Here is a 14,457-nt window from a genome sequence, read left to right on the forward strand (position 1 = left end):
GGTGTCACACGGTGTCCGGCCCCACTCGCACCTACCGTTCGTGCCTGCCGGGCGTCAGCCCACGACCGTCCAGGTGTCCCCGCCGGCCAGCAGTGCCCCCAGGTCGCCCTTGCCGTGCTGCTCCACCGCCGTGTCCAGCTGCTCGGACATCTGGACGTCGTAGACGGGCCGTTCCACCGATCGCAGCACACCGATGGGCGTGTGGTGCAGGGTGTCCTGGTCGGCCAGCCGGGAGAGCGCGAAGGCCGTGGTGGGGGAGGGGGAGTGGGCGTCGTGGACGAGGATCTCGGACTCGTTGTCCGGGGTCACGTCGACCACCGTCAGGTCACCGGTGTGCCGGTCGCGTACGACTCCGCGCGCGCCGTCGGTGCCGAAGCGGATGGGCTGTCCGTGCTCCAGGCGGATCACCGCTTCCTCGGCGGACTGCTTGTCCTTGAGGGTGTCGAAGGCGCCGTCGTTGAAGATGTTGCAGTTCTGGTAGATCTCGATCAGGGCCGTGCCGGGGTGGGCGGCGGCCTGGCGCAGCACGTCGGTGAGGTGCTTGCGGTCGGAGTCGATGGTGCGGGCCACGAAGGAGGCCTCGGCGCCGATCGCGAGGGACACCGGGTTGAAGGGGGCGTCCAGGGACCCCATCGGTGTCGACTTGGTGATTTTCCCGACTTCGGAAGTCGGTGAGTACTGGCCCTTCGTCAACCCGTAGATCCGGTTGTTGAAGAGGAGGATCTTCAGGTTGACGTTGCGGCGCAGGGCGTGGATGAGGTGGTTGCCGCCGATGGAGAGGGCGTCGCCGTCGCCGGTGACGACCCAGACGCTCAGGTCCCGGCGGGAGGTGGCGAGCCCGGTGGCGATGGCGGGGGCGCGGCCGTGGATGGAGTGCATCCCGTAGGTGTTCATGTAGTACGGGAAGCGGGAGGAGCAGCCGATGCCGGAGACGAAGACGATGTTCTCCTTCGCCAGCCCGAGTTCCGGCATGAACCCCTGCACCGCGGCCAGGATCGCGTAGTCACCGCAGCCCGGGCACCAGCGCACCTCCTGGTCGGACTTGAAGTCCTTCATGGACTGCTTGGCCTCGGCCTTGGGGACGAGCTGGAGCAGTCCGTCGGCGATGTCAGTCATGGATGGCCTCCTTGAGCGCCTCGGCGAGCTGCTCGGCCTTGAACGGCATGCCGTTGACCTGGTTGTACGAATGCGCGTCCACGAGGTACTTCGCCCGGATGAGGGTGGCGAGCTGACCGAGGTTCATCTCGGGGATCACCACCTTGTCGTAACGCCCCAGGACCGCACCCAGGTTGCGGGGGAAGGGGTTGAGGTGGCGCAGGTGCGCCTGCGCGATCGCCTCGTCGGCCCGGCGCAGCCGCCGTACCGCGGCCGTGATCGGCCCGTAGGTCGAACCCCAGCCCAGGACCAGGGTGCGCGCGCCGTCCGGGTCGTCGACCTCGATGTCCGGCACGTCGATACCGTCGATCTTGGCCTGCCGGGTACGGACCATGAAGTCGTGGTTGGCGGGGTCGTAGGAGATGTTGCCCGTGCCGTCCTGCTTCTCGATGCCGCCGATACGGTGTTCGAGGCCGGGCGTGCCGGGGATCGCCCAGGGGCGGGCGAGGGTCCCAGGGTCGCGTTTGTACGGCCAGAAGACCTCGGTGCCGTCGTCGAGGGTGTGGTTGGGGCCCTGGGCGAACTGGACGCGCAGGTCGGGTAGTTCCTCCAGCTCCGGGATGCGCCAGGGCTCGCTGCCGTTGGCCAGGTAGCCGTCGGACAGAAGCATCACCGGCGTTCTGTACGTCAGCGCGATCCGGGCCGCCTCCAGGGCCGCGTCGAAGCAGTCGGCCGGGGTGCGGGGGGCGATCACGGGGACCGGGGCCTCGCCGTTGCGGCCGTACATCGCCTGGAGCAGGTCGGCCTGCTCGGTCTTGGTCGGCAACCCGGTGGACGGCCCGCCGCGCTGGATGTCGACGACGAGCAGCGGCAGCTCCAGCGACACCGCGAGCCCCACCGTCTCCGCCTTCAGTGCCACACCCGGGCCGGAGGTGGTCGTGACGGCGAGCGAGCCGCCGAAGGCCGCGCCTAGTGCCGCGCCGATCCCGGCGATCTCGTCCTCGGCCTGGAAGGTCCGTACACCGAAGTTCTTGTGCTTGGACAGTTCGTGGAGGATGTCGGAGGCCGGGGTGATCGGGTACGAGCCGAGGAAGAGCGGCAGGTCGGCCTGGTGGGACGCGGTGACCAGGCCGTAGGCCAGGGCCAGGTTCCCGGAGATGTTGCGGTAGGTGCCCACCGGGAACGCGGTGGTCGCCGGGGCGATCTCGTAGGAGACCGCGAAGTCCTCGGTCGTCTCCCCGAAGTTCCAGCCCGCGCGGAAGGCCGCCAGGTTGGCGTTCATGACCTCGGGTCTGCGGGCGAACTTCTGCTTGAGGAACCGTTCCGTGCCCTCGGTGGGCCGGTGGTACATCCATGACAAGAGGCCGAGCGCGAACATGTTCTTGCTGCGCTCGGCCTCTTTACGGGTGAGGTCGAATTCTTTGAGGGCTTCCACCGTCAGGGTGGTCAGCGGCACCGGATGGAGGCTGTAGCCGTCCAGTGAGCCGTCCTCCAGTGGGGAGGCGTCGTAGCCGACCTTCTGCATCGCCCGTTTGGAGAACTCGTCCGTGTTGACGATGATCTCCGCGCCGCGTGGCAGGTCCCCGATGTTGGCTTTCAGCGCGGCCGGGTTCATCGCGACCAGCACGTTCGGCGCGTCCCCTGGGGTGAGGATGTCGTGGTCGGCGAAGTGCAACTGGAATGAGGAGACCCCGGGCAGGGTGCCTGCCGGGGCACGGATCTCGGCGGGGAAATTGGGGAGGGTCGACAGATCGTTGCCGAAGGACGCGGTCTCCGACGTGAACCGGTCACCGGTGAGCTGCATCCCGTCACCCGAGTCCCCCGCGAACCGGATGATCACCCGATCGAGGCGCCGGACGGCCTTCACACCGCCCGGCCTGCGCTGTTCTCCCACGACGGTTCCGTCGGCCTGTTCCGTTGTCCTGCTGACCTGGCTGGTCACTGAACTGGACCTCCTTCGAGGCGGCTGCCCGGGCGGGGTCGTCCCACGGACCATCCCGCAATCAACCCTACGTCGGTTAGGGTCGCCTTCCCGTGCCCGCTCACATGATGGACGGCGTTTTGAGACGACCTGTCGCCCTGACTTGTCATGATTTTCGCTCCCCCTGGCTGCCTTCCGGCTCCGACACGGTGTCGGCCCGTCAGGAGTTCAGATAGGTCAGAACGGCCAGAACCCGTCGGTGGTCCCCGTCGCTCTGGGAGAGCCCCAGCTTGAGGAAGATGTTGCTGACGTGCTTCTCGACGGCTCCGTCGCTCACGACCAGCTGCCGGGCGATCGCCGAGTTCGTCCGCCCCTCGGCCATCAGCCCCAGCACCTCCCGCTCGCGCGGGGTCAGCCCGGCCAGCACGTGCTGCTTACGGCTGCGCCCGAGCAGCTGCGCGACCACCTCGGGGTCGAGCGCGGTACCGCCCTCGGCGACCCGCACGACCGCGTCCACGAACTCCCGGACCTCGGCGACCCGGTCCTTGAGCAGATAGCCCACGCCCCGGCTGGAACCGGCCAGCAGTTCGGTGGCGTAGCGCTCCTCCACGTACTGCGACAGCACCAGCACCCCGAGCTGCGGATGAGCCTTCCGTAGCCGCACGGCGGCGCGCACACCCTCGTCGGTGTGCGTCGGCGGCATCCGTACGTCCGCCACCACCACGTCCGGCAGCGCACCCTGCGCGTCGAGATCGGCGATGGTCTTGACCAGCGCTTCCGCGTCGCCGACACCCGCGACGACATCATGTCCGCGGTCGGTCAACAGCCGGGTCAGCCCCTCTCTGAGCAGCACGGAATCCTCGGCGATGACCACCCGCACCCTGTCCTCCACGATCTCCCGGCCCCCCACACCCCGTCCGGCGTACATGCCTGCCCTGTCCGAAAGACCAGCATTCCAGCATTCGCATCGGAGCGCGGCGCGGTCATGAGAGGAGACCAGCCAATTCAGCTCGCCCGACATGCGGGCAACCCCCCTGCCAGGCCGCCCCGGCGTTCGAGGACGAGGGCCGGTCCCCCGTCCCCGCTGTCCCGCCTGCCCGGCGCCTGAGGACGAGGTCCGGTGTGCGCCCTCGCCCTCCGGGCATCAGGGGGCTGCCACCCTCACCATCCAGCCTGTCCGCGTTTGAGGACGGGGCCGTTCGGGTCGATGCGGGTCTGGGGCGGCAGCCCCCTGGTGCCGGGGGTCGAAGGGGGCCGAGCCCCCTAGTGAGGGGACGGGGGGAGGGCGGCGGGGGCGAGATCCGTGGCCTCAGCCCCGCCAGGGCAGCTCCGCCGTCACCCGCGTAGGGCCACCCACCGGCGAGTCCACCACCACGATCCCGTCGACCGCGTCCAGCCGCTCGGCCAGCCCCGCCAGCCCCGACCCCTTCGCCGTGTCCGCGCCCCCCACCCCGTCGTCCACGACCTGCAACATCAACCGGTCCTCGCTCCGCCACACATCCACCGCCGCCGCACTCGCCCGCGCATGCTTGCTGATGTTCTGCAGCAGCTCGGACACCGTGAAATACGCGATCCCCTCGATCGCCGCCGCCGGCCGCTCCGCCAGGTCGACCTCCACCCGCACCGGCACCGTGCACCGTGAGGCCACCGCCGACAGCGCCGCGTCCAGCCCCCGGTCGGTGAGCACCGCGGGATGGATCCCCCGGGCCAGGTCCCGCAGCTCCTGCAGCGCGGTCTTCACCTCACCGTGCGCCTCGTCCACCATCCGCGCCGCGACCTGCGGATCCTCCCGCAGTTTCTCCTTCGCCAGCCCCAGATCCATGGCCAGCGCCACCAGCCGGGCCTGCGCCCCGTCATGCAGATCCCGCTCGATGCGCCGCAGGTCCGCCGCGGCCGTGTCGACGACCACCCCCCGGTCGGACTCCAGCTCCACCACCCGCGACGCGAGCTTCGACGGCCCGAGCAGCCCGTGCACCATCAGCCGGTCCACCAATGTCAGCGCCCGTACGATCCACGGCGTGGCCAGCGTGAACAACAGCCCCACCAGCGCGGTCACGGTGATCTCGAACGGGTTGTCGAGGTAGACGCTGTGATGCGCGTCGCCGTAGAGCTGAAGACCGCCCTGCCCGGCGTACATCGGGAAGACCCAGAACCACAGCGGATACGTCAGCAGGGCCCAGCCGTACGCCCAGAAGTTGAGCGCGACGACGAAGGAGAACATCGACCAGGGGAACTGGAGGACCGCGTACAGCAGATGGCGCCAGGACGTGCCGCTCTTCAGCACCGCGCCGATCCACGCCATCACCCCGGGCTTGCGCATCCGCAACGGTTCCGGGTCGGCCACCTCCAGACGCAGCAGCCCGCGCGCCCGCGCCCGCTCCAGCGCCCCGAAGCCCCGGCAGCCGGCGAGGGCCGCGGCCAGCAGGGGGATCCCGATGAAGGTCACCAGCAGACCGACGCCGAGGGACACCATCGTCACGGTCCACACGAACAGCGCCACGCCGATCGGAAGGCCCAGCAGCACATAGCCGAACTCACGCCAGCTGCGCGCCTCGAACGGCGCCCGCAGCACGGCCGGCACCCGATGCCGACGCTCACCGTACGGGTCGTAGCCGTACCCGTGGCCCTGCCCGTACCCGTACCCGTCGTCCTGCCCGTATCCGTGCCCGTGCCCGTACTCCGTGGCCATCGGTGCCGTCCCGTCCGTCCTGTGCTGTCTGTTCCAGCTGTTCCAGCTCGTCCCGTCAGGCCTGTCCCTGTCGTACCTCCACCCTGCTGTGCCGCAGGTCCACGAACCATGGAGGCCGTCGGCATCTTGAACGGGGGGTTTTCCCTACCCCCGGTCGCGCCAGGGCAGCTCGGCGGTGACCGTGGTGGGACCGCCGACCGGTGAGTCGACGACGAACAGGCCGTCCACCGCGCCCAGCCGGTCGGCGAGCCCGCGCATCCCGGTGCCGCCGTCCAGGCTCGCGCCGCCGTGCCCGTCGTCCGTCACCTGGATCAGCAGCCGGTCGTCGGTGCGCCACACGTCGACCGACGCGCCGCGCGCCCCGCTGTGCTTGCTGATGTTCTGCAGCAGCTCGGAGACGGTGAAATAGGCGATGCCCTCGATCGCCGGCGCCGGTCTGGACGGCAGGTCGGCGGTCACCTGGACCGGTACCGTGCAGCGCGAGGCGACCGAGGACAGCGCCGCGTCCAGCCCGCGGTCGGTCAGCACCGCCGGGTGGATGCCCCGGGCGAGGTCCCTGAGCTCCTGCAGGGCCAGCTTCACCTCGCCGTGCGCCTCCTCGACCATCGTGGCGGCCCCGTCGGGGTCCTCCAGCAGCTTCTCCTTCGCCAGACCGAGCCCCATGGCGAGGTTGACGAGGCGCGCCTGGGCGCCGTCGTGCAGATCCCGTTCGATACGCCGCAGGTCGGCGGCGGCCGTGTCCACCACGACCCCCCGGTCCGACTCCAGTTCGGCGATCCGGCGCTCCAGCTCGTCGGAGGGCGACAGCAGACCGCGGACCATCGCCCGGTCCGCGTTCGCCAGCCCGCGCGCGATGAACGGCAGCACCGGCCACAGCACGAACAACGACGTCAACACGGTGCAGAAGGTGAGGATGCCCCAGGGCAGCCGGATGAAGTCGTACAGCAACGTCCGCCAGCCCACCGGATCCTTCAGCGCCATCCACAGCCGCTGAGTGCCCCCACCCCGCTTGGCCAACGGCAGCGGAGTCGGCTCCTCCACCCGCACCCCGAGCAGCGCACGCGCGCGTGCCCGCTCCAGCTTGCCCAGCTGCCGGGCGCCCAGCAGCGTGCCGGCGAGCAGCGGGATGCCGATCACCGTGATCGTCAGCACCCCGCTCACCCACACCGAGGTGAACACATAGATGAAGCCGAGCACCGATACCGGCAGGTTCAGCAGGAGGTGCGCGATCTCCTTCCAGGTGTGACCGTCGTAGGCGAAGCGGACGGGCGGCAGCCGGTCGCGGGCTTCTCCGCCGTCGGCCAGGCTGCGGGAACGGGGTGCGGGAGCGGTCATATGCGCCAGCGTGCCGTGTGCCGTGACGCAATGCCATGGAGTTCACCGCCCGGGCCACCCTGGGGAAAACCCCACCAGTCGCCCCCGGTGTCACGGCCCACCGCGTGACGGGCTGCTTACCGTGTCTTTATCAGGGCCTAGACTCCCGTGCGTACAGATCGTCGAATCAAGAGTTGACTGAGGTTACGACGCGGGGCCGGGACAGGCCCGTTGTCTGTCGAGGGAGTGAGGGGACGGACGATGTGGGAGACGGTGAGCGGTGAGCCGACCGTGGTCGTCGCCGCGGACTACTTCGCGTCCTACTCGGTCGTAGGACTGCTGGCCCTCGTCGGCGTGCTCTTCGTCGCCGCCGCCTTCGGAGCCGGCCGGCTGCTGCGCCCCGTGGTCCCCACGCCCGAGAAACTCCTGACCTACGAGTGCGGTGTCGACCCCGTCGGCGAGGGCTGGGCACACACCCAGGTCCGCTACTACGTCTACGCCTTCCTCTACGTCATCTTCGCGGTCGACTCGATCTTCCTGTTCCCCTGGGCGACGGTCTTCGCCGCCCCCGGCTACGGCGCCACCACGCTCGTGGAGATGTTCGTCTTCCTGGGCTTCCTCGCCATCGGCCTGCTGTACGCATACAAGAAGGGCGTCCTGACATGGACGTGACACCGTCGGAGCCCGTGCTGCTACCGGAACCGAAACGGTTGGGCGCGCTCGCCCGTCTCGCCCCCGAGCCGATGAAGGTCGTCCTCAACTGGGGCCGCCGATACTCGCTCTGGGTCTTCAACTTCGGCCTCGCTTGCTGCGCGATCGAGTTCATCGCCGCGTCGATGGCCCGCCACGACTTCATCCGCCTCGGGGTGATCCCCTTCGCGCCGGGTCCCCGCCAGGCCGACCTGATGGTGGTCTCGGGCACGGTGACCGACAAGATGGCCCCGGCCGTCAAGCGCCTGTACGAGCAGATGCCCGAGCCCAAGTACGTCATCTCCTTCGGCGCGTGCAGCAACTGCGGCGGCCCGTACTGGGACTCCTACTCCGTCACCAAGGGCGTCGACCAGATCATCCCGGTCGACGTCTACGTCCCCGGCTGCCCGCCGCGCCCCGAGGCCCTCCTCCAGGGCATCCTCAAGCTCCAGGAGAAGATCGCGGCGGAGTCCCTGGACGAGCGCTACGCCACCCCCCGCCCGTCCGTCGCCGCCCTCCAGAGCGGCCTGGTGCGGCCCCCGGCCCCCGCCGCCGAAGGGGACGCGCGATGACGGCTCGCACCGGCTGGCTCCCCGCCCCCGTGGACGAACTCTTCGGTCCCGACGCCACGGCCGAGGAGTCCTACGAGGTCCTCACGGTCGACGTCCCTCCCGCCTCCTGGCTCGCCGCCCTGGAGACCGCCCGTACGACCCTGAACTGCACCTTCTTCGACTGGCTGAGCGCGGTCGACGAACCCGGCACCGGCTTCCGGGTCTCCGCCCACGTCGTCGCCCTCGCCCCGGTCCGCCGCCTGCTCCTGCGGACGACCGTGCCGCACACCGCTCCCGAACTCCCGTCCGCCGTCGGCGTCTACGCGGGCGCCCGCTGGCACGAACGCGAGACCCACGAGATGTTCGGTGTCCGGTTCTCCGGCCACCCCGGCCTGGACCATCTCCTCCTTCCGGAAACCTTCGAGGGCCACCCCCTCCGCAAGGACTTCGTCCTGGCCGCCCGCGTCGCCAAGGCCTGGCCCGGAGCCAAGGAACCCGGCGAGTCCGACCACGGCGGCCCCAGGCGCCGCCAGATGCTCCCCCCGGGCGTCCCCGACCCCAACGAATGGGGCCCCCTGAAGGGCCGGCTCCCCGCAGCCCCCGCCCGCCCGGCCCGAGCGGCAGCGGGACGCCCCACCGGCGAACGCCCGGCCGGCCCACCCGGCGAACGCCCGGTACGGCGCTCCCGCACGGCAGCGGAGGGCTCGGCGAGCCAGACGGCCGGGGCGGGGGACCCAGCCGGGCCGACGCCGGCGCAGGCGACGCAAGCTGTGGAGGCGGCGTCCGCCGAGGCGCAGCCGACGTCCACCCCGCGCCGGGCCCGGAGCGCGGGTGAGGGGTCTGCTTCCCAGCGGGACGCGTCTGCGGTGCAGTCGCCGTCGGGTCCGCGCCGCGGGCGGAGCGTGAGTGAGGGTTCCGCTTCCCAGCGGGCGGCATCCGCAGCAGACGAGACCGCCCCGGCGGAGAAGCCGACGGCTGCCGCTCCCCGGGGGCCGCGCCGGGCCCGTACCGCATCGGGTGGCTCCGCGTCGCAGCGCGCGCAGCAGACGGCGCCGTCGACAGAACCGGCCACCCCGGGCCGCCCCGCGACCCCACGCAGCGCCGACGCCCCCTGGCACCACGCCCGCCCGGCCTTCGACCAACCGGGAGGCGAGGAGCGGCGGGTTACGCCGACCGAGCCGACCGGGCCGACCGGGCCGACCGGGCCGACCGGGCCGACCGGGCCGACCGGGCCGACCGGGCCGACCGGGCCGACCGGGCCGACCGAGGCACGCGGGGCTGGGCCTGAGACCGAGAAGCCGGAGGCAGGGGAGCCGACGGGGTCGGAGCCGGTTGCACGTGAGTCGGCGGCGCCGGAGTCAGCCGGGCCTGAATCGGCTGGACCTAAGGCGGCTGGACCGGAGTCGGCCGAGCCGGAGCCTGCCGCCCCCGAGGACGCCGAGGCCTCCCAGGACGCCGGACCTGAGACCTCACCCCCTGACTCCGCCGAAGCCTCAGCCCCCGACGCTCCCGCCCCTGAGGCCCCGGCCCCCGACGCTCCTCCCAGCCCCGAACCTCCGGCCCCGCCGCCGGGCAGCGCCACCCCCGAACAACCCGCCCCCCGCGAGGACCGTCCAGGAGGCCCGCAGTGAACGACGCTCTGGACGTCGTCCTGCGACTCCTCGTCGTGTTCGTCGTCTTCCTCACCTTCCCCTTGATCGTCGGTCAGACCGAGCACAAGGTGATGGCCCATATGCAGGGCCGCCTCGGCCCGATGTACGCCGGTGGTTTCCACGGCTGGGCCCAGCTGGTCGCCGACGGCGTGAAGTTCGCGCAGAAGGAGGACGTGGTCCCGGCGGGCGCGGACCGCCGTATCTTCCAGCTGGCGCCCGCGGTGGCCCTTCTCCCGTATCTGCTCGTGCTGCTCGCCATCCCGATCGGCCCCGGTGAGGGTGCCGTCGGCCAGGTCCTGGACGCGGGTGTGTTCTTCGTGCTGGCCGTGATGGGCGTCGGTGTCCTCGGCTCGCTCATGGCCGGCTGGGCCAGTGCCAACAAGTTCTCCCTCCTCGGCGGCCTGCGTACCGCCGCCCAGCTCCTCGCCTATGAACTCCCGATGCTGCTCGCCGCTGCCTCCGTGGCCATGGCGGCCGGCACGGTCTCCCTGCCGGGCATCGTCGGCGCCTTCCACTGGTGGTGGCTGCCCTGGCAGCTCACCGGCGGCCTGGTCTTCTTCATCGCCGGTCTCGCGGAACTCCAGCGCCCCCCCTTTGACATGCCCGTCGCCGACACGGAGATCATCTTCGGCGCGTACACCGAGTACACCGGCCTGCGCTTCGCCCTGTTCCTGCTCGCCGAGTACGCCGGGATCGTCGTCCTGTGCGGTCTGACCACTGTCCTCTTCCTGGGCGGCTGGCACGGGCCATGGGGAGCCGACGGCCTCGGCTGGCTGTGGACCCTTCTGAAGACGGCGCTCCTCGCCTTCGTCGTGATCTGGCTCCGCGTGACCTACCCCCGGCTGCGCGAGGACCAGCTGCAGAAGTTCTCCTGGACGCTCCTCGTCCCCCTTTCTCTCGCCCAGATCGCCCTCACCGGCATCGTCAAGGTGGTGATCTCCTAACCGTGGCCCCCATTCCCGGCAGTGGCCTCGCCAAGGGCCTGGCCGTCACCCTGCGCACGATGACCCGGAAGTCGGTCACCGAGCAGTATCCGGACGCCCTGCCCGAACTCCCGCCCCGCACCCGCGGTGTGATCGGCCTGTTCGAGGAGAACTGCACGGTCTGCATGCTCTGCGCCCGTGAGTGCCCCGACTGGTGCATCTACATCGACTCCCACAAGGAGACCGTCCCGGCGGCGACCTCGGGCGGCCGCGAACGCAGCCGCAACGTCCTGGACCGCTTCGCCATCGACTTCTCCCTGTGCATGTACTGCGGTATCTGCATCGAGGTCTGTCCTTTCGACGCCCTGTTCTGGTCCCCGGAGTTCGAGTACGCCGAGACCGACATCCACGAACTCACCCACGAGCGCGACAAGCTCCGTGAGTGGATGTGGACGGTCCCGGCCCCGCCCGCCCTCGACCCCGGCGCGGAGGAACCGAAGGAGATCGCCGCCGCCCGGAAGACCGCCGAGAAGCTCGCGGCCGCCCAGACCGAGCCGCAGGAAGGGGAGTCGTGATCCCCCTCGCCCAGGCGCCGCACGGCTTCCTGTCCCCGACCGGCGTGGAGATCGCCTTTCTCCTCGTCGGCCTGGTCACCTTCGGCGCCGCCCTCGTCACGGTCACCACCCGCCAACTGGTACACGCCGCCCTGTGGCTGGTGGTCACCCTCGGCGGTCTCGCCGTCGAATACCTGCTGCTCACCGCTGAGTTCATCGCCTGGGTGCAGGTCCTCATCTATGTGGGCTCCGTAGTCGTCCTCCTTCTCTTCGGGCTGATGCTCACCAAGGCCCCGATCGGCCGCTCCCCGGACGCCGACTCCGGGAACCGCTGGGCCGCGTCGGCCGTCGCCGTGGCCGCCGCGGCCGCCCTGGTCTGGGTGGTCGTGGACGCCTTCCGTGCCACCTGGATCGACCTGGACGGCCCTGCCGCCGGTTCGACGAACGTCACCGGAGAGAGCCTCTTCCGGAACTGGGTCCTGCCCTTCGAGGCCCTCTCCGTACTGCTCCTCGCGGCCCTGGTCGGCGCCATCGTCCTGTCCCGGAAGGCAAAGGCGGACTCGGCCCCGCCCCCTGTGAACGGCCGAGCCGTCACGCAGAGTTCCCCCTCGGTCACGGATTCCGGGATACACCCGATCGAGCAAAGGACCGAGCAGGAACCCAAGCAGAAACCCGAGCAGGAAGGCGCCCGCTGATGCACCTCGCCTATCCCGCCGTCCTCTCCGCACTCCTCTTCTGCACCGGCCTGTACGGCGTCCTCGCCCGCCGCAACGCGATCCTGGTCCTGATGTCGGTCGAGCTGATGCTCAACGCGGTCAACCTCAACCTCGTCGCCTTCGACGTGTGGCTGAGCAAGGCCGCCCGGGACACCCTGCACTCCGGTCAGGCGCTGACCCTGTTCACCATCGCCATCGCCGCCGCAGAGATCGGCATCGGCCTGGCGATCGTCCTCGCCGTCTACCGCAACCGCGGCACCTCCGCCATCGACCGGCTCCGCGACACCGCCGAGGGCCACGAGCACGGCACGCCCACGGACGGGACGGCCGACGAGAAGGCTGAGGCCCCCGCGTGACCACGACCAACCTCGCCGTCCTCGTCCCCCTCCTGCCCTTCCTGGCCGCCGCGGCCGGCCTGCTCGTGGGGCGCACGGCCCCCGGTTTCGTCCGCCCGCTCGCGGTCCTGCCGACCCTCGCCGCGCTCGCGCTGGCTATCACGGTCGCCGTGGACCAGGGCGGCGGCCAGGCCGTCGACGCCCACACCGAGCTCACCCCGACCGGCTCGGTCCCGATCGAACTCGCCCTGCACATCGACGGCTTCGCCGCCCTCGTCGCCGTCCTGGTCGCCTTCGTCGCCACCTGTGTGCAGATCTACTCGACCGGCTACCTGCGCGACGACCCGCGCTACCCCTCGTACGCCGCCCTCGTCTCCCTCTTCACCTCCGCGATGCTGCTGGTCGTCTACTCCGGCGACCTCATCGTGCTGCTGGTCGGCTGGGAAGTCATGGGTATCTGCTCCTACTTCCTGGTCGGTCACTACTGGGAGACCCCCGAGGCCCGCGCCGCCTCCGTAAAGGCCTTCCTGGTCACCAAGCTCGGCGACGTGCCGTTCCTGATCGGCCTGTTCGCGCTCGCCACCGACGCCGGTTCCTTCCGCATCACCACGATCCTCGGCACCGTCGCGAACGGCGGACTGCACCACCCGGCCCTGGTCGGCCTGCTGCTCCTGTGCGGTGTGGCCGGCAAGTCGGCGCAGTTCCCGCTGCACACCTGGCTCCCCGACGCCATGGCAGGCCCGACTCCCGTCTCCGCGCTGATCCACGCCGCCACGATGGTCGCCGCCGGTGTCTACTTCGTCGCCCGTCTCCTTCCGGTCTTCGAGGCCAGTGCGGCCGCGATGGTCGTCCTCGCCGTCATGAGTGCCGTCACGATGGTCGGATCGGCCCTCGCCGCACTAGCCCAGGACGACATCAAGCGCGTCCTCGCCTATTCGACGATCGGCCAGCTCGGCTACATGACCGGCGCCCTCGCCGTCGGCGACCGCGGTGCCGCCGTCTTCCACCTCCTGTCCCACGGCGCCTTCAAGGCACTGCTGTTCCTCGCGGCCGGCGTGATCATCCACGCCGCCGGCACCAACTCGCTGGCCGTCATGTCCCGCACCTCCGGACTGCGCGAACGCGTCCCGGACGCCTACTGGACGATGACCGTGGCGCTCCTCGCGCTGGCCGCGATCCCGCCCTTCAGCGGCTTCTTCTCCAAGGAGTCCGTCCTGGGCGCCGCCGAGCACGCGGCCACCGGCCACACCGCACACGCTCCCGGCAGCGCCGGCTGGATCGTCCTCGTCGCCGGCCTGGTCACCGCCGTCCTCACCGCCGCGTACGCGACCCGGCTGTGGCTGCTCGCCTTCCGAGGCCGGGGCACCGAGGCCCCGGACCACGGTCGGCAGCCGCTGTCCATGACCGTCGTGCTGTGGGTCCTGGCCGTACCGTCCCTGGCCTTCGGCGGGCTCGCCTACCGGTCGCTGCCCGGCTGGTTCGACGGCCGCGACCTCACCCCGACCCTCACCACCTCGGTCCTCGGCACCGGCCTCGCGCTCGTCGGCGGACTCGTCACCTGCGGTGCTTGGCAGCGCACCAGGGCGCTGGCCGCCCGCGCCCCGATCGGCGCCGTCGCCGCGCACCCCGAGGGCGACGCAGGACTGGTCGAAGCCGAGGCCATCGCCGCCCACGAACCCGCGTTCGGCGACATCGCCTACGCACCCGACCCGGCGGACCCCACCCGGCTGCTGCTCGGCCCACTGCGCCGGCACGCCGCCGAAGGCTTCCACCTGGACGCCGTGTACGACGTGCTGTTCGTCCGCCCGGTCCTGGCCGCCGCGAGCCTCGTCCAGTTCCTCGACCGCGAGGTCGTCGACACCTACGTCCGGGGCGCGGCCTCCGCACCCCGCCTGCTCGGCGCCGCCGTACGCCGCGCCCAGACCGGCAACGTCCAGACCTATGTGAGCGCGCTGCTCGCCGGCACCGTCGTCCTGGCGGTCGCCGTCCTCCTCGTCGCCACGGGAGCGTGAGCAGG

Annotated in this window: 13 protein-coding genes; 8 read left to right on the plus strand and 5 right to left on the minus strand. The window is 70.9% G+C overall.

Translation table 11 applies throughout. From position 1 onward, the window contains the following. Positions 1–54: 54 nt before the first annotated feature. The 5 genes from AB0D59_RS13810 to AB0D59_RS13830 all read right to left on the minus strand — a co-directional run bounded on the left by AB0D59_RS13810 (position 55) and on the right by AB0D59_RS13830 (position 7,040). The gene (locus AB0D59_RS13810) at positions 55–1,116 is read right to left on the minus strand and encodes a 2-oxoacid:ferredoxin oxidoreductase subunit beta (protein WP_362564511.1); all 1,062 of its coding nucleotides are present in this window, start codon (positions 1,114–1,116) and stop codon (positions 55–57) included. Next, positions 1,109–3,037, minus strand: coding sequence for a 2-oxoacid:acceptor oxidoreductase subunit alpha (locus tag AB0D59_RS13815; RefSeq protein ID WP_362564513.1), 1,929 nt, complete (start codon positions 3,035–3,037; stop codon positions 1,109–1,111). The genes AB0D59_RS13810 and AB0D59_RS13815 overlap by 8 nt, the downstream gene beginning before the upstream one ends. Before the next feature lie 199 nt (positions 3,038–3,236). Then, a complete protein-coding gene (locus tag AB0D59_RS13820) occupies positions 3,237–3,944 on the minus strand; it encodes a response regulator transcription factor (protein ID WP_351693894.1) in 708 nt (235 codons plus the stop codon). Positions 3,945–4,325: 381 nt separating this feature from the next. After that, the gene (locus AB0D59_RS13825) at positions 4,326–5,705 is read right to left on the minus strand and encodes a sensor domain-containing protein (protein ID WP_362564514.1); all 1,380 of its coding nucleotides are present in this window, start codon (positions 5,703–5,705) and stop codon (positions 4,326–4,328) included. 144 nt (positions 5,706–5,849) lie between these two features. Next, positions 5,850–7,040, minus strand: coding sequence for a sensor domain-containing protein (locus tag AB0D59_RS13830; protein WP_362564516.1), 1,191 nt, complete (start codon positions 7,038–7,040; stop codon positions 5,850–5,852). Positions 7,041–7,280: 240 nt separating this feature from the next. On the opposite strand from AB0D59_RS13830, the gene AB0D59_RS13835 reads away from it, so the two are divergent. Genes AB0D59_RS13835 through AB0D59_RS13870 form a run of 8 tightly spaced genes read left to right on the plus strand, consistent with a single transcriptional unit; the run spans position 7,281 to position 14,452 of the window. Continuing rightward, positions 7,281–7,691 (plus strand): NADH-quinone oxidoreductase subunit A, encoded by a 411-nt coding sequence (locus AB0D59_RS13835; protein WP_351693885.1) that lies wholly within the window; start codon positions 7,281–7,283, stop codon positions 7,689–7,691. Beyond that, positions 7,682–8,281: an NADH-quinone oxidoreductase subunit B family protein gene (locus tag AB0D59_RS13840; protein WP_362564517.1), complete on the plus strand. Its 600-nt coding sequence runs from the start codon at positions 7,682–7,684 to the stop codon at positions 8,279–8,281. Before AB0D59_RS13835 ends, AB0D59_RS13840 begins: the two co-directional genes overlap by 10 nt. After that, a complete protein-coding gene (locus AB0D59_RS13845) occupies positions 8,278–9,891 on the plus strand; it encodes an NADH-quinone oxidoreductase subunit C (RefSeq protein WP_362564519.1) in 1,614 nt (537 codons plus the stop codon). Before AB0D59_RS13840 ends, AB0D59_RS13845 begins: the two co-directional genes overlap by 4 nt. Continuing rightward, complete coding sequence (locus AB0D59_RS13850) at positions 9,888–10,856, plus strand: complex I subunit 1 family protein (protein WP_362564520.1); 969 nt, start codon at positions 9,888–9,890, stop codon at positions 10,854–10,856. Before AB0D59_RS13845 ends, AB0D59_RS13850 begins: the two co-directional genes overlap by 4 nt. 2 nt (positions 10,857–10,858) lie before the next feature. Then, positions 10,859–11,410, plus strand: coding sequence for an NADH-quinone oxidoreductase subunit I (locus tag AB0D59_RS13855; RefSeq protein WP_362564521.1), 552 nt, complete (start codon positions 10,859–10,861; stop codon positions 11,408–11,410). Beyond that, positions 11,410–12,084, plus strand: a complete 675-nt coding sequence (locus tag AB0D59_RS13860; RefSeq protein WP_362564671.1) for an NADH-quinone oxidoreductase subunit J — start codon at positions 11,410–11,412, stop codon at positions 12,082–12,084. Before AB0D59_RS13855 ends, AB0D59_RS13860 begins: the two co-directional genes overlap by 1 nt. Continuing rightward, complete coding sequence (nuoK, locus tag AB0D59_RS13865) at positions 12,084–12,461, plus strand: NADH-quinone oxidoreductase subunit NuoK (protein ID WP_362564523.1); 378 nt, start codon at positions 12,084–12,086, stop codon at positions 12,459–12,461. Before AB0D59_RS13860 ends, nuoK begins: the two co-directional genes overlap by 1 nt. Beyond that, the gene (locus AB0D59_RS13870) at positions 12,458–14,452 is read left to right on the plus strand and encodes an NADH-quinone oxidoreductase subunit L (RefSeq protein WP_362564524.1); all 1,995 of its coding nucleotides are present in this window, start codon (positions 12,458–12,460) and stop codon (positions 14,450–14,452) included. The genes nuoK and AB0D59_RS13870 overlap by 4 nt, the downstream gene beginning before the upstream one ends. Positions 14,453–14,457 lie beyond the last annotated feature (5 nt).

This window comes from Streptomyces sp. NPDC048417, from assembly GCF_040651615.1.
Taxonomy (GTDB): Bacteria; Actinomycetota; Actinomycetes; order Streptomycetales; family Streptomycetaceae; genus Streptomyces.